Source organism: Zhongshania sp. (genome assembly GCF_047636175.1).
In the GTDB taxonomy this organism is placed as follows: domain Bacteria; phylum Pseudomonadota; class Gammaproteobacteria; order Pseudomonadales; family Spongiibacteraceae; genus Spongiibacter.
Window position 1 is genome coordinate 15,161 of record NZ_JBLIKC010000020.1, and the last position, 23,897, is coordinate 39,057.

Sequence of the window (23,897 nt, forward strand, 5' to 3'; positions counted from 1 at the left end):
AGCGCACGCCAATTCGCGAACTATCTAGGCTCTGACATCAGGCCTTTAACCGTGGAAAATGCGGCTACCAACAGCACCAAGGTAAAAGGCAAGCCAGTAGATATGGCCATCGCCTGTAAGGCCACTAAGCCGCCACCCACAATCAGCGATACCGCAACCAGACCTTCAAATACGCACCAGAAGACTCGCTGTGGCGTTGGCGATTCTACCTTGCCACCCGCGGAAATAACGTCAATCACCAGCGACCCGGAATCAGATGAGGTCACAAAAAATACGATCACCAGCACAATGGCAATGAACGAGGTGATACTGGACAAAGGCAGCGCTTCGAGCATTGTAAACAGCTGCAATGGTAAGTCAGTCTCAACGACTTTTTGAAAACCGTCTACCACAACTTGTTTTATCGCCGTACCGCCAAACACAGTCATCCAAAACACACAGGCGACCGAGGGTATCAACAATACTGAAATAATAAATTCACGTACTGTGCGACCACGAGACACTCTAGCGATGAACATGCCCACAAAAGGACTCCAGGATATCCACCACGCCCAGTAAAATGCGGTCCAACCAGAGGCAAAATTACTGTCCTCGCGGCCCACGGGATTTGCTAATTCTGGCAAATAACGAAAATAGGCAACGATGTTTTCAAAAAAACCTGTCGCAATAGCGAGGGTTGGACCCACGATCAATACAAAAAACAATAGTAGCAGAGCAAGAACCATATTGAGTTCAGATAATTTTTTGATCCCCCCATCCAAGCCCCTTACCACTGAAATCAGCGCTAAAGAGGTGATCCCAATCACTAACAAGATCTGGGTCGTTTCCCCTAAGGCAATTCCAAACAGATGGTGCAGGCCGGCAGCAGCTTGAGATGCCCCCAAACCCAAAGAGGTAGCCAAACCAAATAAGGTCGCCAACACCGCCAAAATATCGATGATATGACCTGGCCAGCCCCATACACGCTCACCTAAAATCGGATAAAATACTGACCGAATAGTCAGGGGTAAACCTTTGTTGAAAGAAAACAAAGCTAAACCCAACGCCATCACGGCGTAAATCGCCCAGGGGTGTAATGCCCAGTGATAAATAGTAGCCGCCATTGCCAAACGTTCTGCTGACTCTGCATTCCCTGCGGCGCCACTTAGTGGAGCCCAATCAGTGCGCATGCCGCTTTCGCCTGCGGTGCCGGCAAAGGAGGTCGTAAAATGTGTCAGTGGCTCTGAGACGCCATAGAACATTAATCCGATGCCCATGCCTGCGGCAAATAACATCGAAAACCAGCCCAGGTAGCTGTAATCCGGGGTCGCCTCAGTACCGCCTAAGCGCACTCGCCCTAAAGGCGAAACTACAAGCGCTAAGCAGATCAGCACAAATACGTTTGCTGCACTAATAAAAAACCAGTCCAAATTAGTGGTTAGCCAGTTTTTTACCCCATTAAACATGGGCTCAGCTTGTTCTTGGAAAAACAAGGTAAGAGCAACAAAGGCAATTACCATGAGTGCTGAGATAGCAAATACTCTATTGTGTATATCTAAACCAAAAGGGCCGAGATTAACTAGAATATTGTCTTGGCCTACTTGATAGTCGGTATCAATCGCGTTGACCCTACCATCAGGAACCATAGGGTCCGTATTATCTGTCATCAGATTGTCCTTGCTATGTGTTTTTTAAACTTGTGACACTTTTTAGCTTAGAAGTAATAGCCGATATTGATATTAAAGCGCTGCTCATACTCGCTGCTGTTACCGGCTGCACTGCCACCTACAAACGGCTGATTTTTGGCGTGCACCCAGTCAAAATAAGTAAACAGTCCGCCTGCTGCTACCGACACCCCAGTCACGTTCATAACCGTATCGGCACTGCTATCTGACTTGTCGTAAACAATCCCATAGTTATTATAAAATTGAAGCCCTGTTACCGGACCGAAGTTCACAGCCAAGTCGTAAGCTAGATTCGCCGTAGATGAGGTGGCTTCAGCGGCAATAGAATCATAAAAAGAGTAGGCACCTACGGCAATACGATCGACCTGAGCAATATCGTAGCTATATTCGCTATGTTGCAACTGCAAATGCCAGTTTTGATATTGGCTATTGGTATGTAGTGCCCAGGCTTGATAATCACCAACGCGTCTATCGCCGTCGTGAATGCCCGCGCTTAATGCTGATATCCCTACTTCGGTGGACAGTTCTCCCTGCTCAAAATGATAGGCAAGGCGACCACTAAACGTATTGTATTCACCTAAAGGCTGCGTTGGCTCATCATAAATTCCATCACCTGGCGCCCGACTGCCAACAATATCGTAGGAATAACGGTCAGAACGATTATCCACATAACCATCTACGCCCCCTAACTCATCGTTTTTAAAGAACGCTAAATCCAACTGCCAGTTATCAGCGACACTGCGCTTAAAGACCACACCTAAATCAAAATCATCTTCCAAACCGAGATAGTAATTAGTACTGAAGAAGTAATTTTGCGAATTATATGGGCTATTACCAAATGGCACCTTAGTAATACCGGCCTGCACTTCCCAATTCTGGCTAAATTGGTAACCAACATAAGCGTATTTAATCGCTCTCATATAGTCAAAGAATCGAATTTCCCCATTGAGGGAGACATCGCCAATTTCACCTCGAACATTTATGCGAAAGATATCAAAATCAAAGTCCCCGCCACGATCTTTATTACCCTCACTATAGGAGGTGTAATTGTAATTACTGCGAATGGCCCCACCGATGGTAATACCGTCTTCAGACTCGACCTCGACTGGATTTGCTTCAGTAACTTTCTGCCTAGTTAAGGTTTGAGTATTCAACGCTACTTCTGACGTTGTTTCATTTGCTTGCTCCTCAATCTCGACCAGTTTCGCTTGCAATGACGAGATTTGAGCCTTGAGCTTGGCAAGCTCCGCTGCGGAAACTTCTGTAGTTTGTGCATATATCGGACTGGCACATGTACTTGCGAGCGCAATTGACAGCAAAAGATGCTTATTCATAGTAACTCCCGGTAATAAAAATTCGATTGAATCAATGAGTCACGCGCAACTTATTAAAAGCAGTTGGCGATGTGTTGGAAAAAAACGTCTCTTTTCGGTGTAATACACTATCAATAAAGCATTATTGAAAAATACCTTATTGGCCGGCATTAAATACGCGATTATGCTGTTATTATAAATAATAGATGGTTATCTTTTTGGCGATAAAAGGCTAACTTTGTTTTATATCAGCACTAAGGTATAGGTACCAATACAGACAAATTAGCAATGAAAAAAATAGCTTAGCCATAAATCGCACTGATCTATCTTTGCAAGGTTCTCTAAAATCACGCCTAAACTTGACCTAATAAGCGGCTATGAAGTAATTTAGTATGAATCGACGAGTACTGTAACACAAAAACCTTGCATATAACGGTTAGACCTAAATCTGCGCGTATTAGAGACTTCGTTATTATTATATTTCTAATAATGGCATTAAATGGGTGTACCGGATACTGTGCAATCTCCATCCGGTACAGAGTCTCTTATATACGTAATATTAATTAATATAAAAATTCAAGAAATCTAAGAAATACAGTCATAAGTATGGGATAAAATTATTAATTATCTTAATATATTCACATCAACTATAATTTTATTCTGTCGCATAGCCTAATATTTTATACTTTAACCGCCCTCTTCCTTTCAATTACACTATTAACATTCCTCTTTAACGAATTAATTTTAGACACTAAATATTCAACGGACATTAAATCCCAGAAAAGAGGCAGTACGACTATGATTTTTAGTGATCATCAGTATGATCGATCGACCTCATGTACTTGTCGCTTAAATCCGGCATTGAACTATAAAATCATTGATATTAAACCGTATAGGGATCTAAATCCCGGAGCATATAGCGACTAAATAATTCTCTTTAAAAATCAATCTTAATTTTTGCACCATACAATCGTGGCGGTGCTAATGCTGCGGACACCCCGAAGTCGTTCTCAACCATCGCCACATAATAATCTTCATCTTTAATATTATTTACATAAGCAGTTAGGGTTATACCTTTGGGCTCATATATCCAGCTCATCCGTGCGCCATAAAGCTCGTATTGCGCCTGTTGCGCATGAGGCGTATTTGACGCTGTATAGTAAAAGCTGTCTTTAAACGCATAATCGACCGCCAGCTCAATATAACCAAAATCGCCTAACTCTATACCTTGATTAATCGCGATATTAGAGCTAAAGGCCGGAGTCCGTGGTACATCATTGCCAGTAAAATCTCTTTCAGCTAGTAATGTTAAGGCACCAGGCCCATATGCTAATCCCGTATCTTCGTCATAGCCTCGCCCATCTTTGAAATCAGAAAATTTAGCTTCTATATACGATGCCCCGCCTGAAACCACTAAACCTGGGTTTAAACTAGGCATCGGCTGAAATAGTAAATCCACCTCCCCTCCTTTTATCGTGGATTCCTTAGCATTAAAATAATTAACTACTCCGCCTGATGTCAGACCAACAAACGCCGAAATAGGGTTCTTGGTAATCGTATTAAAAAAAGCCCCGTTTAGACGCAGTGTGCTGTCCAGTAGATCTGATTTAAAACCAATCTCCAGCGACGTTGTTTCAGACTTATCGACTTCATCAGGCTCGGAAAAGAAATTGAGAATATTGTATGTCTGACTCTTAAAGCCCTTTCCTACAGAGGAGTAAACCTGCACATCATCACTGGCAAACCACTGTAAAGCCACTCGCGGAGCGACCGAAACATCTTCGAGTTCGGGCTTGTTGAACGTACCGACTCGAATATTACGACTTCGATCATCACTGTCAAAATACTCCTCCGTAGGCGTTCCAAAAATAGGATTTACAATATCAAAGTAACTATTAATTAAACCACGAGTTTCCTCTTGATAGCGCGCGCCCAACGTAATATTAAAACTGGGTGTCAGTGAATACGTTGCCTCGGCGAATATTGAGTCGGAATCAATGGTTATCTTTCCGCCCGCCTCTAAATATACGGAACTATTGGTAACAGGTGATAGCAAGTCATTTAACAAATCTCCGACTGATCCAGCAAAACCAGTAACAAGTCCGCTAGCGATCTCAGGTGAGAGCTCAAAGAAAATACGCTCAAAACCACCACCGCCCTCCAAATGGTAATATCCAGCTACCCATGTAAGCTTGTCGGACATCCAGCTATTTTCAGTGGAGCTAAGCTGGAACTCATACGTTTTCTGAAAAACAGGTTCGTTGTAAGTAAAAAAACTAACCTTGTTTAAGCTGGTGCCGTCATAATCTGTGGTGGTGCGATCATAAGTTAAAGACTCTTGATCGGAGTAAACAAACTTAAGTGCTACCACGTCAAATTGCCACTCAAATATCCAGCCATAAAGTTCAGCATCTGTGCGCATTTGGCCTTCTTTGTCGTTTTCCACTAAGCGACTCGGTTGCTGGGCCTGAGCACCGATAGAAAGGCCGGCGGGACGAATATTAACTTTTTTATCCGCATCGGCTAACTGAACGTCTGTTTTTTGAGCAATACCCGTAATACGAATATTTTCACCGAAATCTTGTATTAATTTAACTCGATAGCTCTCAGAAAAATCTTCTTTGTCATCGTGCTGTACTACACCATTTACCGCGCGCACGTTTATATTGTCGCGTTGATCCTTATAGTAAGAAAAGCTCACACCTGTGCTATCTGTCAGCGCCGCAGCAAAATAGCCTTGCGCATGCCGGTCATCGTAATTCCCAGCGCCATAATTAATAAAACCTTCATAGCCTTCAGCCGGTAACGATTTTGAAATAATATTGATTGCGCCGCCAGTAGCGCTTCTTCCGTATAAAGTCCCCTGGGGGCCTTTCAAGACCTCAATACGCTCAACGGGGCCAACTGCATCAGATTTTCCATGAGCAGACGCAATGTTAATACCGTCTACGTAAGAAGCAATACTCGGCTCGGAATTAGGTAGAAATGATTCGCTACCTACACCACGTAAATAAATTACTGTATATCCGTACTGCTGAGTGAATGTAAGACCGGGAATGATTTTCTCTAAGTCAGCCGTTTGCTCAATACCAAATGCTTCCAATTTTTCACTTCCCAACGCCGCCATCGTAATTGGTACATCTTGAGAATTCTCCTCCCTCTTTTGCGCAGTAACCACAACCTCTTCTAACATTCGATTTCTAGTATTAGATTCAGCGAAGGACTGGATGCTGGCAAGACCGAATGCCCCAAGCATTAATACACAGAATATACTTTTAGAAAAATTACAATCTGTCTCTCTCATTCACCTTATCCTTATTTTAATTATATCAATCACATCTTGGTAAATAGGCATGGGCTTTTAAAATAAATTTTCATCTATCTCACTTTTAAAAAACCACACCAAACAAGGCATACTAATTTTCTTATAGAGACTGGATGGCTCTATTTCATGTTCAAAAATTATAGTCCATGCGTTATCAACACTTTGATTCTCAATTGGCAGATACTATCCAGATAAATGCCCGCGTAGACCATCACATCAAGTAGCATCTACTCCCCCCTATTACTAATAGGTTGATGACCAAAAAAAACCGTTAAAGTAGGCTGGTATTTACTTCCGGAGAGAATGTCATGTTGACCGTACATAACAAAAAAATTGTTCTTAACAAAAGGCCCAACGGAAATGTCAGCCCTGATTGCTGGAAGGTCATTCAAGAAAACATGGATATAGACCTAAAGCCTGGCGAGTTTATTGTTAAAGTAATGTATATTTCAGTTGACCCAGCAATGAGAGGATGGATCAACGATGTGGAGTCCTACATGCCGGCTGTCCAAATTGATGAAACTATGCGGGCCTTAGGCTTGGCAGAAGTGATTGAGTCGAAGAATGACTCTTTCGCTAAGAACGACATATTATCTGGTATGTTTGGGGTTCAAAAATTCTGCAAACTAAATAGCGTCCTTGCAATCGAAAAGCTTGACATAACTAAGCTTTCAAATTTAGATAAATCGATGCACCTCAGCATTCTTGGCATGCCAGGAATGACCGCGTACTTCGGCTTAACAGATGTGGCCAAAATTCAATCAGGGGAAACGGTTCTAATTTCTGGCGCAGCCGGTGCTGTTGGCAGCATCGCGGGACAAATCGCTAAGATAAAAGGATGTAATGTCGTAGGCATCGCAGGCGGCGAGCTAAAATGTCGATATCTCGTAGAGGAACTTGGATTTGATAGCGCAATAGACTACAAGAATGTAAAAGACCTAAATAATGCTATTGCATCAAGCTGCCCTAACGGGGTTGACGTCTTTTTTGACAATGTCGGCGGGGCAGCACTTGACGCAGCGCTAAATCATATAAACCCCAACGCCCGAGTAACCATATGTGGAGCGATATCACAGTATAATGCCTCGGGCTTAAGCATCAGGGCCGAAATTGATTACATTCCGATTCTGTTTAAAAGTGCTCGGCTGGAAGGTTTTGTAGTACTAGACTACTACTCACGCTACCACGAGGGAGTAAGCCAGCTCAGCGAATGGATCCAGCAAGGAAAAATAAAATCTAAAGAAGATATTCGCCAGGGTATTGATCACTTCGGTGAATACTTCAAATTACTTTTTGATGGCGGTAACTTCGGAAAATTGATCTTAGAGCCGTAACAAAACTGTTCCCCGCCTAGCATGACCAGCTGCGGGGGATTTAGAATATAACTCCAGTTTTATTCCTACTGAAAAGGATAAAATTTTACGCTAAGTCGATACTGCAGGAAGAATTCCGCCTTAGCTCACTTAATACTCGATCTAAACTTCCGCCTAGCGGCATCAATTCAATAAAAGTTTGTCATGATAGTCACCGAAGTAATATGAGTTAATTTAGCGGCGAGCGACAACTGAAGAGTATTCATGCTAGCGGCGGGGACAAAATCCCGACCGCTTACAAAAATCCAATTATTAGTAGCGAGATTATTCAGAGCGGGCTCTGGGCCAGAATATCCAACAAAAGTAAAATTACTGGCGTGCCCGGTACGGCGTCTAGCGCCGGGGGCCTGCCATACTTAGATTACAAATTAATACGTAGACTGCGGCTAGAGCAATTTTTATTGTACTATCTATCATCATTATATTCCTAAAATCACTTATTTTATAAAAATATAGTGATGTAACTCCACCGCATTCACGATTTTAAAATTATCATTAACACCAATTGATATTTATCAATTTTTCGTTTTATTCAGCTACTTTGAAATTATTCACTAGCGGACGCTTGATGATCATATAGTTCGAATCCGTCTTTCCGGTTTTTGAAAAACTATCGTATTATATCGTTACTACGTTGAGCGCCCCATCTACCGGCATGACAACACCGTTCATAAAAGAACCCGCTTCGCTGGCTAAAAGAATGACTGGACCATTGAGCTCGTTCAGATTCCCTAAGCGTTTTGCAGGCATTCTAGCGATATACTCTTGTCCTTCCATGGAATCAAAAAAGTCTTTACTCATCTCAGTTTCAAACCACCCTGGGGCAATCGCATTTACACGAATATTATATTTACTTAAATCGAGTGCCATGCCTCGTGTGAGCTGCGCAACTGCCCCTTTCGACGCACAGTAGATTGATTGACCTGGCTTAACGCCCAGTGCTAAAACAGAAGAAATATTTATTATTGAACCCGACTTATCCGCTTTTATCATGCGCCTCGCGCCCTCTTGAGCGACATTCCAGACACCGTTAAAATTTGTATCCATAACAGAGTTACGACTTTCTTCATTAATTTTCAGGAAACTACCGGGAGCCGCTATACCAGCATTATTGATAATAGTATCAATGACACCGACCTGTTCGTTCACAAAATCAAAACCCACATTAACACTATCTCTGTCGCTGACATCCATTCTGACCGTTATCACTTTACCGCCGCTTGACTCAATTTCTTCTCGGAGAGCGTCTAACTTGTCGATACGTCGTGCCGCGGCAACAATCACCGCACCAGCGGCAGAAAGCCCTTTTGCTAAAGAGTAGCCTATACCAGATGACGCACCGGTAATTAGCACAAGCTTTCCCCTGACAGAAAATAAGTCATTGGTCATAATCTTCCCTTATAATAGAATTCATATAATTTTTTATGATCTTATATCTTGATAACATCATTTATCTGCAGCGTCTAAAAATGACTAAGTAGAAACAGATCTACGCGGCGGTCTTAACGACGTCAAATTCAATGGGAATCGATGCAAACCAAATAGGCCGCTGTCTCTTTCTAGCTCTCGTCTTAAGGTTTCTTCTACGCTGTAGAAAGCAATTTCATCCCAGGGGATATCTCTAGGGTCGAAAAGGCGTGCCTCAAGACACTCACTTGCCACTTCAAAATTTGCTGACATCATGTCAGCGCGGAAAAAAACATGAACTTGGTTTGCAGCAGTCACATTTGTTACAGATAGTATTTTACCAAGTTTTATTTTTATCCTGGCCTCTTCCCATGCCTCTCTCTGCGCACACTGTTCAACAGTTTCACCACTTTCGACATAGCCGCCGGGCGCAGTCCAGCAACCATAGCCCGGTTCAATAGCCCGGCGACACAGGAGTACTTTTTCTTTCCAAAAAGGTATGCAACCTGCAACGACGACTGGATTTCTGTAGTAGACCTTGCCACAAGCGTTGCACGTATGACGTGGCAAGCTGTCATTCTCTGGCGTTTTTAAGGTCACCGACGAACCACAAGATTGACAATATTTCATAGCAACACCTTCAACAAGTTCAGACAATATAACGCCCGCTGCCTACTTCGCTCTCAGCGCTGGAAGCACCTTACCCATAAATAACTTGATAGTATGAATAGCCACCTGTTGAGTGTTACCGCCGAATTTTACGCAGATATTCTGCTCATAATTACCAATAATGCTTCGGCGACGCTCCACTCGTTCGGTGATTTGCTCAGGAGTACCGTATAAATTGCAGTCTATATACGCATCCATGAGTGTATCGAAATTTGTCTTCTCGTATATATCGATATCGTCGCCATAAGACTTATAAACCTTACTGTTTTTAAAGTGATCGCCAGCTAACTCATAATGATCCATCACGGACGCAAAATACCCACCAATATGCGCTTTAGCTAACTTCCTTGCTTCGGCAGCATCTTCATGACACACAACAAAATCGCAAAGACGCGGTGGCTTAGGTTCATCGTTGTGATATTTACGATACTCAGTGTTATACATATCAATAGAGTCCTTAAGCTTCTCATCACTTTTATTAGAGAAGAGGATCATCTGAGCGCCAAGTTTGGCTACTTGCAAGACTGAGTCTGGCGACATGGCTACGGAGTAGAAACGGTCTTTCCAGGTAGAAATAGGTCGCGGGCGTATCTCCACTCGAGATTGCTTGTAAAACTCTCCATCTCCTTCTAAAAAGCCGCTTTCCAATCCTCTAATAATCATTTCGGCCGATTCATCAAAGCGATCACGCGACTCCTCCATATTGATACCGAAACCTTGATACTCGCACCGCGCTAGGCCGCGACCCACACCTAGAATGGCTCGGCCATTACTCAGATGGTCTAGAAAGTTGATCTTCTCGGCAACGCGAAGCGGGTCATTCCATGGCAAAATTACAGCACCAGTTGCAAGCCTTATTGTTGATGTCTTACCGGCTAGGTATGATAAAAATTGAGTATTATCTGGACACGCTGAATAGTCAGTAAAATGGTGCTCCACTGGCCATATTTCGTCGAATCCCATTGGCTCCGCCATCTCTGCAATCGCAATCTCTTCCTGAACATGATCGACATCTGACATGCTACTGCCATAGTTCTGAAACATTATTTGTAAACCAATTTTTTCCATTATAATTCCCCAACCTTAATGTTATTATTTAACTTCAATTTTTTCTCAAGCAATTTCGGGCAAATCAATAATCAGCCCGGACAGCTCCTCGGTCAGCTCGATCTGACATGCCAGCCTGCTAGTAGGTCTAATCTCAGCCATCCCACCCTCCAGTGTGCAGGCCTCAATGTCCTCCATAGGCGGTAACTTATCTAACCACTCTATTCGAGGGTAACAATGACAAGTGCCACAGGCACATCCACCACCACACTGCGCCTCAATTTCGGCCACCATATAATTGCTAGCACATTCCATCAGTGTACAACCTGAACTGCATTCCGCGTCTATAACGCCACCACTAGCGGATACGAACTTCACTTTCACCATATTCACACCTCTTTTCAGCTAATCTGAGCGCCGAGTTCGTGATACTTACCACCGGAAAAAATAAGTGGTGCAACTGAGAAATCAACTTTATATTCAAGCACTTTTCCTACCAGGATTTGATGATCGCCGGCGATATACTTGGTAGTGACCTCACACTCCAAAACAGCGCGCGAGCCACTTAGCACTGGACTTCCATAATCACCGATATCAAATCTTTTTATGAATTCAGATTGATCATTTGTCGAACGGGCGAATGTATCCGCCACATCCTGCTGGTCTATAGCTAAGATATTTACGCCAAATCGCTCAGCGCCATTGAAAGCCTCATAAATATTGGATTTTAAATCTATAGACCAAAGCACTAGTGGTGGTTGCAAAGACAATGAAGAAAAGGAATTTGCGGTCATTGCAATAACGTCACCGGTTTTTGAGGTCGTCGTTATCAACGTCACGCCAGTGGCAAATAGACCTAGCGCATTGCGTAACTCTCGATAATCAAGCGTCATAACCTATTCCTACAGTTATATTTATGTCGGAGTATTATTGCGCTGTGTATCCGCCATCTACGGGCAACACTGTTCCAGTGACAAAACTTGAACGATCCGAACAAAGCCAGATAACAGCTTCCGCTAGTTCATATGTTGCGGCTAATCTCTTCGCGGGTACCGCAGCCAAAATGTCTTTAAGAGCATCCGGTGTCTCTGCTAGCACTTGGGTAACCATGGGAGTCGCGACGCCACCAGGACAAACAGCATTAATGCGAATATTCTGTTTAACGTAGTCAAGTGCCGCGCTTTTGCTTATGCCGACTACTGCGTGCTTACTTGCGCAGTAAGTCGATATCATTGGTGCCGCCACGAGGCCCATTACCGATGAATTATTAACGATCGCGCCACCTCCATTTTTCAGCATCGCTTTTATCTGATATTTCATACATAAAAAGACACCCGTCAGGTTTACTGCGATAGTGCGCTCAAAGTGACCAATATCGATTTCATCTAAGGCAACAAGTTGTCCCTCAATCCCGGCGTTGTTAAACGCACAATCAAGGCGACCAAAGGTATTTACGGCATGGGCAACCATATTCTCGACTTGTACAGAGTCGGTAACATCGGTCTGCACAAACGTTGCCTCATACCCTAGATCGAGTAACTCCAGACAAACTTTCTCACCCGCTTCTCTGTCTATATCAGCAAGTACTAACTTCGCTCCCTCTTTAGCCATAGCTAGAGCGGTTCCCTTGCCAATACCTGATCCTGCGCCTGTAATGATGATTACTTTTTCTTTTATCATAATGGCTCACCTTTATAATTACGGGCTTACGTAAGTCAATCGATATCCGCACACCTCACTGACAATGACGTCATCGTAGTGAACTTAGGAGTAACAATAACCACCCAAGCAGGTAAAATTGCTTGCCATTAATCCGAGGGGGGGGGATAGGATGTTTGATAATGATTTTACTAGCGCTGGACTAGTACATCTGATTTCAGAGAAACGGCAAGCCGCTCTGTCGAACTGATCTGATCAGGTATCGGAATGCACTAGCTACTCAATATGGACATAGGCAAGGCCGACGGAATAAGTAACTAGGCAATGAGATATAAATCGCTAAGGACTGACGATATACCACATAGCGCCCTGATCAAAAATTAAGCGGGTTTTGAAGTGAGTTATTAGCTAGCTATAGCTGACCGCTGCTTCTTAGTGCCCGTTTTGGCCGGCCGCAAGATAAGCTATGAGCCTAGGACTAACCTTGAGTATTGAATATGTAGAGTGTATTGTTCATCCACTGAATAACATCAATTATAAAAAATAACGCAGCCCCCATTGTGAATGAACTGAATCACCGAAGTATCGTCAATTTGGCGAAAACTCGTCCCCCCAAAAGCTCAATAGAGCTAATCGAGCGACAATGCTTGACACTTTTACAAGAATCCCATGGTTCTAATGGTAATTATTTAGTCTCTGCACCCGCTGGATTTGGCAAAACAAGTCTTCTTGTGCAGTATTTTAATCAGCTGAAATTAGAGAACAAACAAGTTGCCTGGTTGTCAGTTTCGGAAAATGACTCTGACCCTATCCACTTTCTGACCGGGATTTCTTATGCCCTTCAATCGCTAGGAAAGAATATTGGCGTCGCCTCGCAGGCATTAATCGGTTCAGGAATGGTGCTATCTTTTAGGGTTATCCTGACTACGCTGATGAACGAGATACTATCTTTTGGCGAGCCTATTACGATAATTCTAGACGATCTTCACCGCTCCAATTCAGCTGACATTGAAGATATAATGGTAGAACTACTCGGTAGTGGTCCCCACAATCTTAGAATAATCATTTCGAGTCGATCTTCTTTTGCCAAATTTGGAAAACTCCGAGCGCGTAAAAATCTCATAGAAATATCCGCTGACGACTTACGAGTAAATTATTCTGAAGCAGTTAAAATACTTTCGAGCAAGTCACTTCCAAGTCTAAGTAATGACAATATTGGATTACTACTTGAACGTGTCGACGGCTGGATAAACGGACTTCATATAGCATCTTTATCTTTAAAGAAAGATACCAATATCGATGAGTATATACGTAGGTTTTCAGGGCGGGAATCAGACTTCTCCGAATACATAGAATGCGATATTTTTTCTCAACTGCCAGACTTGATTAAGAACTTTCTTATTGAAACATCAATACTTGAGATACTTACACCAGAGCTTTGCGATGCGGTAACCGAAAGACATGATAGCGATTCGATACTCGCTCAATTACGTCGAATGAATTTATTCATTGTCACCTTAGATGAACAACTTTCTTGTTATCGCTACCATCATATTTTTCGCAGCTTTCTTCAGGAAAAAATGTTGTCAAGAAAAAAGAAAGATCTGCATCTAATACACAGGCGAGCGTATAAGTGGTGTATAGCTAACAATTTACTACATGAAGCTATAAATCATATGCTAGTAGTAGAAGACTGGGACTACGCCGCCGATGCCATAGAAAATAGTTTGGAAATGCTATTATCAAGAAACCGCCTAGCGACCCTAGCAATATGGATTAATCGCTTACCAGTTCAATATGTAAAAGAAAATCCGTGCCTCCAACTTGGACTAGGCTGGGTCGCCATTCTTCAAAGAGATTACTCTACTGCCATTGAGCACTGCAGCAATGCAGAGTCGACATTGGCTTTAGCTAGAGAACAAAATACCGTAGCCAAAAACAAACTCAGTAAACTACTGAGTAACATTGAGGCCCAAAAGGGCGTTATTACTGTAGTCAGTGATAATGAAATCCAAATTTCTGAATTTGCGAATACCGTCGAAATTGACATATCAAAAGAACATATATTCTTTCGCAACACCTATATTGCTGCGTTGGTTTATGCCTTAATGCATCAAGGAAGATTTGATGAGGGTCATCGTCTCGCAATAGAAAATGACATTTTAGGAGATATAAATAATTTCCGTGCGACGGTATATATACTCATTTTTCGAGGCCTCGGATATCGTCTTTCTGGCCACCTGAAAAAAGCAAATGAACTGTACGAAAAAGCCCAACTCATTGCAGGTAAGGGTTTTAAAGATCAGTGGATGCCATTCGCTGTTCCGAGCGCGCTATCTGCCGAAATATATTATGAATGGGGTGATCTTTCCCGCGCATCTGAATGCATTCAAAATAGCGCAGTTGTTAGACACGAATCTTCAGTAATCGAGCCCTTAGTTTGCTACTACCAAATATCATCAAAGCTCGCTGCCGCTAAAGGGGATATTGAGAAAGCCTTACAGTTTCTCGCTGAAGGCGAAGCAATAGGTAAAAAAGATCATTACAATCGATTAGTGGCAGCGATGTTGTCTGAACGAATTAGGCTCTTATGCAAGCATGGCAAGCTTGAGTCCGCTGCGACTGTATTCATCGATCTAAAAAAACTCAGCACACTGAATATACCGCAAGATAACAGCAGTCATGAATATTGGTCTGAGGTTCAATACTATGTTGATATGGGTGCATGTATATACTTCCTAGGTATCGGTAAGCCCGAACAGGCTATTCCCATCCTAAACAGACAATCCGCACTTGCCAGAAAACTAAATCAAGATCGCCACTTAATTAAAATACTACTAATTGAAGCAAGTGCACTACTGCAACTTGGCAAGGATAGAAGTGTTCTTAATCGGCTTACTGAATCAATCCAACTTGGTGCCAACGGCAGTTTCTTGCAGACATTTATCGAATCTGATCCGGCACTCCATGAGGCTTTTCAAAAGACTCTATCGCGCTGGCCAAATGATGGCGATCTAAACAGTAGTCTTGAGGGTGAACAATACCTCGCTACTCTAAAAGAAAATTTTGGCGTCAGCCGCTCTGCTATAGAAGAGATTACCACTGACATTAATGACATAGAACCACTCACCCCTAGGGAACTAGACCTTTTAAAACTCCTTGCCAAGGGACTAAAAAACAAAGAGCTCGCCATAGAAATGAGTGTTAGTCAGCATACCATTGCCTGGCATTTGAAAAATCTATACGCGAAATTGCGCGTTGCTAACCGCACTGCCGCTGTGACAGTCGCGCGGCACTTTCAACTTTAAAACAAACCTAGCTCACCGACTCATCGCGGTTTCAAATCATATCGGCCAGACGGAACACTGGGGTGCGCAACATAAGCTTAAGATCTTCGCTGGCATCAATACGTTCAAGAGCTAGATGGAACTGGTTTCGCTCCTCAGATCCAATAGCATAAGGAGTATGAGGCTTGGTGAGACAGACGATGCCGTGCTTTTCGTAATACCGTGGAGGCCTATCCAACCAGCCGTTCAAGTACTCGGCCAATTTCTGTTTAATATCAACTAAGCTTTTGCCGTGCATCTCTCTGAAGCGGTTGGCATCCTGCAATTTGTCTATGACCTCATAGAAGGTGCTGGCTAGCGCCTTGATCTTGTCTTCACCCAAGATCTGATAGGGGCTTTGCTCTTCGGACATTCGCTGACTCTCCACAGATGCACCGCAATCCGCGCAGCCACATCTGTCCTTATGAATTGAGTTTGGCATTACACAAGACTTGGACTCGACTGTCCTTAATCTAGCTCAAGCTTCTCTGTGTAAAACCACGCCCCAAAACATAAAGCGTATTCCCTAAGACTTAACTACTAGTCAAATCCGCCAGTGATGCCTGCATCTCAATAAACGATTCTTGAAGGCATTTCATAAAGAACTCAATATCCGGCAAAATTGCCGCTGTTGAAATCACATTGAAATACAGTTTGCCGTTGTAGCTAGGCGTGGCAATAAAAAGCCCCATACCTTCGCCCAGCGGTGGTAGTCCCGATGTACTTTCCAAAGGATACCCCGCCAAGGAAATTGGCTGGGCGGGGCCAGGGACGTTGGAGACGAATAAATTACAGGTTGAGCTAGCAGCCGACGTTGCGTTAATAGCTCGGGCGAATAAATACTGCTCCGGAGCAGATAGGCATTTAGTGATATTAAGAAGCAGACCCGCTCCGGATTTTCCACTTTTGCCATTCTGAGTAGCCGTCACTATCTTGCCCAGCCTGGCCGCAGGGTCGGCAATATTTGTATATATAGAGGCTGTAAACGCGCTTAGATTATTGCCGGTGTCACCGCCTTTTTGGCTCTCCGCCGTTCTTGCATTAATTGGTACCCAGGCGACTAAAGATTGCGAGTTCAGCTCACCGTGTTTGTCCAAATAACGCCGCAGCGCCCCCGCGCAAATACTCAGGACGACATCATTAACCGTCGCTCCAGGATGAAGACGCCGCAGGGCACCCAAGACTTTAAGATCGACATTAATCACGTCAAATATCTTGTCGCCACTAACACTGGTATTAAATCGACTAGGGGGCACACGCTGCCGCTCTGAGGGTTTGGTATTAAGATAGCGCCGCGCGGAGGGTGCGATAAGCTTAGTACCTTTTAATAAGGTGCCGCCCAGGTCGATGGATTGACGGAGCCTATTGGCGACTGCCCGGCCCGCTACATTAGACCAAGACAATACATTACCCTGCTCGTTAGGCTCTGCTACTGGGCGAACATCGAGTGCGGTTGCCGGCATTGCTAAGTTTGCCAGCAGTTTTACCATCCCGACCCCATCAATAGCGACATGATGCAGCCGCATAGCAATAGTGAATCCGTTTTTATTGGCACCGTTGCAATGAACACCGGTAAATATCGTGACGTCCCATAAGGGGCGCTCCATATCCATGGGCTGAGAATGAAGGTAGCACGCAGCCTCTCGCAGGACGGGCCACTCACCCGCTGCGGCGAGCGGCGACACATTAAAGTGCTCATCAGCGTTGAAGTCGTCGTCGTTAAGCCAGTAGGGGTAATCCAGCTCTGCAGGCAATCGCACCAAGCGTTGCGAGTATATTGGGTACTGTTCTAGCTTTTGTTTTAAAAACGTTATTATTGCGCCACAGTCCACAGCGCTTTCGCTGTGGACTGTGGGACCACCAAAGTTAAGCAAGACGGTAATATGGTTGAAATTATCGTCTGTTTCGGTATAAAGAAACTGCGCGTCTTGGGGTTTTATTTGTTCCATGCTCGCTCTCGCTCAGTGCTGAAATGATATGTCTCAAGTAGGGCCGAGACCGCAGATAAAAAATATAATAACGTATAAAAATCAGACTAGTTATTCACCCACCGCCGTAGACTTGTCCAGCGCGGCTTTATAAAGCGCCTCTACCTTGGTCACCTGAGTGTGGAGATTAGCGGTGGTCCAATCACTGGTATCAATTGGAGCGAGAACTTCTACCTCGACAGTACCGGGGTAATACAAGGTGTCACCCATTGGGGATACATCCATGGCGTTATGAATAACGATGGGGATAATCGGAACCCCCGCCTGCATCGCGATATGAAATGCGCCCTTTTTAAACGGCTTGGGTTTCTTCGAATGGGTGCGGGTGCCCTCTGGCGCCATAACAACAGAAATCTGATCTTGCTTGATTCTGTCGATCAAGGGATCGAGCGCTGCAATCGCGCCCTTGCTATTATTGCGATCAATTAACACCACACCGGAGTATTCCATGGCTACGCCAATCAGTGGCATTTTCTTAATCTCGGCTTTGCCGACGCCTGAAAAGTTTCGGCGTAGCAGCTTGGCGCAAATCATGACATCGATATCACTTTGGTGATTAAAGATGAACACCGCGGGGCGAGCTGCCCAGAGGTTTTTCTCACCGACAACCTCGAGCTTGAGCCCCGCCACTGCGCTCGCTAAGTCACCGAATAGCGACATCGAAAAATTTCGGGCTTCCTGCTTAGATCCCGTCAGCGCCCAAATTGGCAAACCCGCTAATACCGAACCGACGAGGCTAATCTTGGTGGCGATATTACGAGTTAGACCCATGACTGATTTTCTTGAACGACTTCTAAAGACCCGCACCGGCCAGCCACGTTTCTCAGCAATATCTCTTAATTTGTGACTCGGGTTAAGTGGCCGCGGTTTACCGACATATTCGAGGAGTTCGATGTCGTCAGTGCTGTCAGAGTAAAAGTAACTATTGTCCAGATCGACATCATGGGTCTCAGCCAACGCTAGGGCTGCATTAACTTTACCGACACCAAAGCACAGTGGGCCACCCAGTTCGCCGGTAAAGATGCCGTTTTTAACTTCAATGGTGCTGCAAGCGACCTTATCGATGCCGAGATATTTCGCGCAGGGCACAACTTGATAAGGGGTCGCAGAGGAAATAATTGCCACCGTGTGGCCTTTGCGCATATGGGCTTCTATTAAGGCGCGAGTTTCAGGAATGATTTTTTTTGCTAGATCGCGCTCAAAAAGCTTTTGGGCCACATCGAGGTAATCCTCTTCTTTTAAACCTTTCATGCTGTGGGCAGACAATGACATAAGCGCAGTGAAATCGGCACTTCCCAAGCCAAAACGCGCAACGGCGTCGACCGTCGCCAGTATTTCGAATGGCGCTAAATCACCTCGACGTACCTGCTCACGAAGAAAGCTAAAGACCGAATAACCATCAATGATCGTACCGTCAAAATCAAACAGCGCGGCGATCTGTGGCCCTGCGGGAGCGTTATCAATTTCTGCCGTGATTTCAGTATAAGGGTGCATACCGGTATAGCTCCTAGATCATTCAAGTGACTGCGAATATGGTCTCATTTGACAACGTAACTAATATTCAGTCCAATACTATTTTTACTGTAATATTTGGAAACCGTATACCTTTGAATACCAATAAATTACGTTATATTGTCGCCGTTGATCGATTTGGCTCGATGACCGCTGCCGCCTCGGCCATTCACGTTTCGCAGCCCAGCCTAACCCGAACCGTCGCCGAGGTGGAAAAGGAATTGGGCATAGCCTTATTTGAGCGCCGCGCAAGAGGTGTCATTGCCACTCCGCAGGGGCGAAGCATCATTGACCGCGCAGCGCGCATTCTTGCCGATATTGAACGCCTAGATCTGGATGCCAAGGAATTTCGAGCGTACCGAGAATCTCATTTGCGCCTATGCATTTCACCGCCACCGTTGATAACCCTCATGAATCCCGCGCTACCTCAGTTACTCACGCACTACCCGAGCTTAAAAGTAGATATAAAATCGGTATCGACAGAGCAGGCCATTAGCCTTTTAAGAGCAGGTGATTCTGAGCTGATCATTGGCCCAATGCGGGCACTTGAGGAAAGGCGCGAGTTTAAAATTATTCCACTACAACCCTTTGACGCCTACTTCTTTACCCGCCGCGATCATCCTTTAACTAATAAACGGGCGGTGTCATCAAAGCATATATTAAACTACCCCTTGGTACTTCCCGAGCGAGATGGTGCCTCTCCCGAAATCACCAACCGCTTATTTGGCGACACCGAAATACCGCCTGATCACCCAATACATATTATTGGCCACTTCCCGCTGGCCTGCGAAGTGGTCGCCGCTACCGACGCTGTAGCGACAGTGGGACAAAATTATCTCCAAAATCGTGAGTTTCTTAAACGCTTCACTATCCTCGGCTTTACTTCTGCCGAGAAGCTAAGCGTATGTTGCGCCCACCGGCAGGAGTTTGAACTATCAGCACCGGCATCAGCGCTGGTAAACATTTTGGCAAGCTAGAATGAGAATAACGATATTTCAACTCGCTTGGCTTGGGCTCGTATCATTATTATTTTTGAGCTGCAGCTAAGCGTTACTAATAAAAAGCCGCGCCGCACAGAGCGAACGCCGCAACAATCACCAGGATCGGAACGCGCTTACTACGCAGAGCAATAAACCCCGTTACCGCCAGAAAAAGTGCAAGCCCGTTATGCGGCGCACTTGTGAGCACTGGATCTATCCATGCTGCGGCTAACATACCCACAGCGACGGCATTAACACCCGCAATAGCCGCGACAATACGCGGGCGTATTGATAGTTGCTGCCATATCCCGCTAAACCCCGACAACAGCAAGAAGCCCGGCGCGAAGACAGCTAGCGTGGCAATAATAGCGTATGACAGCGCAGCATCAGGACGCATAGCCGCGCCAAGATACGCGCTAAAGGAAAACATTGGCCCCGGCATTGCCTGCGCGGCGGCGTAGCCCAATAGAAACTGATCTTTGCTCAAGGCGTCGCCTACCAGCGGCTCCAACAGCGGCAATACAACATGGCCGCCGCCAAACACCAAGCTGCCCGCCTGATAAAATATTGAAAAGATCGCCTCGGGAAACACCATGGCAATCGTAAACAACAGCGCGAATACCGTCACGCAAATCAGCAGCGTGAAATCAGTCGCAATACTCGCGCCGGTCTGCGTAGGACCCGCTCGCCACGCCATTGATGCCGCTGCGAGCACCATTAATGAGAACTGCCACAGCGGCGTCATCGCCCAGCTCAGCACCGCAGTGCTAAGCAAGGTAAGTGCAATGCTTAGCGGCTGTCGGCAAAACTGATTGGCCATTCCCCACGCTGCATCGGCCACCACCGCCACCGCTAACAGCTTTAAGCCACTCACAACGCCGTATTGCAGAGACCCCTTGGCAAGATCTAACTGCCAAACAGCAAGGCTATACATAAGAATAAAAGACGGTAGGGTAAAGCCCAGGAATGCCGCAACACCCGCAGCAATTCCACCACGCCGACAGGCGATCGCGTAGCCAAGTTGGCTAGAAGATGGTCCAGGTAAAAATTGACATAGTGCGAGATTAGCGGCAAATTCCTGTTCACTTAACCAAGATTTTTGCTCAACAAACACTTTTCGAAAATAAGCGATATGTGCGGCTGGGCCACCAAAACTAACACAGCCCAAATAGAGGAACTGCAGAAAAGTACGCCACACCACGTTCACACTCTCCCCTCAATACTACTTTAATAAAGCGAGAAGAGTGTAAACCAAGCGTATTACGGTTTATAGCTTGCCGCGTTTTTCTCTTGGAGTTACCGGAGTCTTAGGTTTAGCCTTAATCACTTTTGTGACTGGCTTACGACCACCTTTCTCGCCGGTCTTACTAACACGCGGCTTGCGAGGACGCTCGCGCTCAATAGGCATATCACCGCCTTCATGAACAGAGATATTCAAAGCCTGGCCAGCAACGCGGGTGGTCTTTAAGCAATCAAACGCACCAGCAGGCAAATCTGCAGGCAAATCGACGGTGCTGAACTCTGGGTAGATTGAAATACGACCGATATTAGCACTATCAATATTGGCTTCATTGGCGATAGCACCAACAATATTACCCGCACTCACACCGTGCTCACGCCCGACTTCTAAACGGTAGCGCTGCAGCGTTGACTCTGCCGCACGCTTGCCGCCACCAACCTTGTCGCGAGCACGCGATTCAGTCATCAGCTTGGGCGCATCTTTTACTAGCAGTGGCTTGTCGCCCTGCAATTGACTCGCCAAAGCCGCAGCGACATCGAGTTCAGACACATCGTGCTCGGTTACATATTCCTGAAGCATCTTACGGAAGAAGCTAAGATCCGTGCCCGCGAGGGTCTCGGTGATCTTCTGCATAAACCGGTCAACGCGCAGTGCATTGATATTCTCTGCCGTCGGCAAACCCATTTCTTCAATGGATTGACGCGTGGCGCGTTCGATTGCCTGAAGCATACGTTTTTCACGTGGTGCCACAAACAAGATCGCATCACCGCTGCGACCAGCGCGACCAGTACGACCGATCCGGTGCACATAGGCTTCGGTGTCATGTGGAATATCGTAGTTGATAACGTGACTAATACGCTCAACGTCCAAACCACGTGCGGCGACATCAGTAGCAATAATGATATCCAAACGACCATTTTTCAGGTATTCAACCGTGCGCTCGCGCTGGGCTTGAGCGATATCGCCATTCAAAGCCGCTGCTGCGTAGCCGCGGGCCTGTAATTTCTCGGCAAGCTCGGTGGTCACCAATTTGGTCCGCACGAAAATAATCATGCCATCAAAAGGTTCGGCCTCCAGAATACGGGTTAAGGCATCCAGCTTATTCAAACCACGCGCCATCCAATAACGCTGACGGATCGTTATCGCCGTTGAGGTCTTGGTTTGAATGGTGACTTGCTCGGGGTTGTTCAAATACGTATTAGCGATGCGACGAATAGCCGATGGCATTGTGGCTGAGAATAAGGCAATTTGACGCTTCGCAGGCATTTGCGCCATAACCCATTCAACATCATCAATGAAGCCCATGCGGAGCATTTCATCTGCTTCATCTAATACCAAATGGCTCAAATCATCGAGCTTTAAGGTACCGCGACGCATGTGATCCATTACCCGGCCAGGCGTACCGACAACAACCTGAACACCGCGTTTTAAAGCCGCCAGTTGACCGCGATAATCTTGACCACCGTAAATGGGTAGGACGTGGAAACCAGGCATATGCGACGCATAGCTCTGCAGTGCTTCCGCTACCTGAATCGCTAATTCGCGTGTTGGCGCCAAAATTAAGGCTTGAGTACGACGGCTATTTACATCGAGACGAGATAGTAAAGGCAGCGCAAATGCTGCTGTTTTACCGGTACCAGTCTGGGCCTGACCAACGAGGTCTCTGCCTGCCAGAATAAAGGGAATTGTTGCCGCCTGGATTGGCGAAGGTGTTTCGTAACCAACCGCTTTCACAGCGGCAAGGACCATGGGTGCTAAACCCAAATCGTCAAAAGTCATAATTTCCGCTGCCGCGGCCGTATCTGAGGGCATAATCGCTACCGTAAAAAATGCATGAGTCGCCGCAACATTAGACCTCACACTCGGCCGAACGCAGATATGGCGTTGAGGCCGCATTATACCGATATGAACGCAGAAATACCTTGAAACCTTTGGCCTTTTTTGGCATTAGCACCCCAAGAGTGGCGCGCACACCCCACCCTTAGCGCAGTTTTTCCAACTCGACGCGCAAAGCGGCGGTAATTTCCTGTTTGCGCTGCTGTTCAAAGTCAAAATAAATCATCACCGCACTGCCCGTGGCGACAAGACTGCCCCGCTGCCAAGCTTCATGTTCGCAGACAAAGGAGGAGCTACCGACATGACCAACGCGCGTCCTGATCTCAACTGGGTGGCCGTAATAAATCTGCGCCACAAAATCGACATCTATCTTACGTAAAATCATATTCCACGCATTTAAATGCTGACCGGGATTAAATATCTCAAATACCGGCACTCTGCCGGTTTCAAACCACATGGGCACAACAGTATTATTTATATGGCCCAAGGCATCTGTTTCACAGAACCGAGGCTCCATAGTGCAAAGCAACATCTTTATCTACCCTTCACCGCCATAGG

18 protein-coding genes are annotated in these 23,897 nt (G+C 45.4%); 3 read left to right on the plus strand and 15 right to left on the minus strand.

Annotation, left to right across the window (positions count from 1 at the left end):
• Positions 1-20 precede the first annotated feature (20 nt).
• From ACI955_RS12520 to ACI955_RS12530, 3 genes are all read right to left on the minus strand, one after another.
• Positions 21-1,646, minus strand: a complete 1,626-nt coding sequence (locus ACI955_RS12520; RefSeq protein WP_415244080.1) for a BCCT family transporter — start codon at positions 1,644-1,646, stop codon at positions 21-23.
• A 47-nt stretch (positions 1,647-1,693) separates the two neighbouring features.
• Entirely contained in the window at positions 1,694-2,998 is a 1,305-nt protein-coding gene (locus ACI955_RS12525) for a porin (protein WP_415244081.1), read from the minus strand.
• 916 nt (positions 2,999-3,914) lie between these two features.
• Positions 3,915-6,281: a TonB-dependent receptor gene (locus ACI955_RS12530; RefSeq protein ID WP_415244082.1), complete on the minus strand. Its 2,367-nt coding sequence runs from the start codon at positions 6,279-6,281 to the stop codon at positions 3,915-3,917.
• A 329-nt stretch (positions 6,282-6,610) separates the two neighbouring features.
• On the opposite strand from ACI955_RS12530, the gene ACI955_RS12535 reads away from it, so the two are divergent.
• Positions 6,611-7,636 carry an NADP-dependent oxidoreductase gene (locus tag ACI955_RS12535; protein ID WP_415244083.1) on the plus strand — a complete coding sequence of 342 codons (1,026 nt, stop codon included), beginning with the start codon at positions 6,611-6,613 and terminating at the stop codon, positions 7,634-7,636.
• Positions 7,637-8,293: 657 nt separating this feature from the next.
• Here ACI955_RS12535 and ACI955_RS12540 read toward each other — a convergent pair.
• The 6 genes from ACI955_RS12540 to ACI955_RS12565 form a co-directional block, all read right to left on the minus strand.
• Complete coding sequence (locus ACI955_RS12540) at positions 8,294-9,064, minus strand: SDR family NAD(P)-dependent oxidoreductase (protein WP_415244084.1); 771 nt, start codon at positions 9,062-9,064, stop codon at positions 8,294-8,296.
• 84 nt (positions 9,065-9,148) lie between these two features.
• Positions 9,149-9,739 (minus strand): NUDIX hydrolase, encoded by a 591-nt coding sequence (locus ACI955_RS12545; RefSeq protein WP_415244085.1) that lies wholly within the window; start codon positions 9,737-9,739, stop codon positions 9,149-9,151.
• A gap of 15 nt (positions 9,740-9,754) precedes the next feature.
• A complete protein-coding gene (locus ACI955_RS12550) occupies positions 9,755-10,819 on the minus strand; it encodes an LLM class flavin-dependent oxidoreductase (RefSeq protein ID WP_415244086.1) in 1,065 nt (354 codons plus the stop codon).
• 45 nt (positions 10,820-10,864) lie between these two features.
• Positions 10,865-11,185, minus strand: coding sequence for a 2Fe-2S ferredoxin (locus ACI955_RS12555; RefSeq protein WP_415244087.1), 321 nt, complete (start codon positions 11,183-11,185; stop codon positions 10,865-10,867).
• Positions 11,186-11,199: 14 nt separating this feature from the next.
• The gene (locus ACI955_RS12560; protein WP_415244088.1) at positions 11,200-11,691 is read right to left on the minus strand and encodes a flavin reductase family protein; all 492 of its coding nucleotides are present in this window, start codon (positions 11,689-11,691) and stop codon (positions 11,200-11,202) included.
• Between the two features lie 34 nt (positions 11,692-11,725).
• Positions 11,726-12,478, minus strand: coding sequence for a glucose 1-dehydrogenase (locus tag ACI955_RS12565; protein WP_415244089.1), 753 nt, complete (start codon positions 12,476-12,478; stop codon positions 11,726-11,728).
• A 539-nt stretch (positions 12,479-13,017) separates the two neighbouring features.
• Here ACI955_RS12565 and ACI955_RS12570 point away from each other — a divergent pair.
• The gene (locus ACI955_RS12570; RefSeq protein WP_415244090.1) at positions 13,018-15,765 is read left to right on the plus strand and encodes a LuxR C-terminal-related transcriptional regulator; all 2,748 of its coding nucleotides are present in this window, start codon (positions 13,018-13,020) and stop codon (positions 15,763-15,765) included.
• A gap of 31 nt (positions 15,766-15,796) precedes the next feature.
• On the opposite strand, the gene ACI955_RS12575 is transcribed toward ACI955_RS12570, so the two are convergent.
• From ACI955_RS12575 to ACI955_RS12585, 3 genes are all read right to left on the minus strand, one after another.
• Entirely contained in the window at positions 15,797-16,156 is a 360-nt protein-coding gene (locus ACI955_RS12575; protein WP_415244091.1) for a globin, read from the minus strand.
• 160 nt (positions 16,157-16,316) lie between these two features.
• Positions 16,317-17,732 (minus strand): wax ester/triacylglycerol synthase domain-containing protein, encoded by a 1,416-nt coding sequence (locus ACI955_RS12580; RefSeq protein ID WP_415244092.1) that lies wholly within the window; start codon positions 17,730-17,732, stop codon positions 16,317-16,319.
• 90 nt (positions 17,733-17,822) lie between these two features.
• Positions 17,823-19,265, minus strand: a complete 1,443-nt coding sequence (locus ACI955_RS12585) for an HAD-IB family hydrolase (RefSeq protein WP_415244093.1) — start codon at positions 19,263-19,265, stop codon at positions 17,823-17,825.
• 113 nt (positions 19,266-19,378) lie between these two features.
• On the opposite strand from ACI955_RS12585, the gene ACI955_RS12590 reads away from it, so the two are divergent.
• Positions 19,379-20,260 carry a LysR substrate-binding domain-containing protein gene (locus ACI955_RS12590; RefSeq protein ID WP_415244094.1) on the plus strand — a complete coding sequence of 294 codons (882 nt, stop codon included), beginning with the start codon at positions 19,379-19,381 and terminating at the stop codon, positions 20,258-20,260.
• Positions 20,261-20,336: 76 nt separating this feature from the next.
• On the opposite strand, the gene chrA is transcribed toward ACI955_RS12590, so the two are convergent.
• The 3 genes from chrA to ACI955_RS12605 form a co-directional block, all read right to left on the minus strand.
• Positions 20,337-21,470 (minus strand): chromate efflux transporter, encoded by a 1,134-nt coding sequence (chrA, locus tag ACI955_RS12595; protein WP_415244095.1) that lies wholly within the window; start codon positions 21,468-21,470, stop codon positions 20,337-20,339.
• Between the two features lie 60 nt (positions 21,471-21,530).
• On the minus strand, positions 21,531-23,315 hold the full coding sequence (locus ACI955_RS12600) for a DEAD/DEAH box helicase (RefSeq protein WP_415244096.1): 1,785 nt from the start codon (positions 23,313-23,315) through the stop codon (positions 21,531-21,533).
• 169 nt (positions 23,316-23,484) lie between these two features.
• Complete coding sequence (locus tag ACI955_RS12605; protein WP_415244097.1) at positions 23,485-23,871, minus strand: acyl-CoA thioesterase; 387 nt, start codon at positions 23,869-23,871, stop codon at positions 23,485-23,487.
• Between the last annotated feature and the right edge of the window lie 26 nt (positions 23,872-23,897).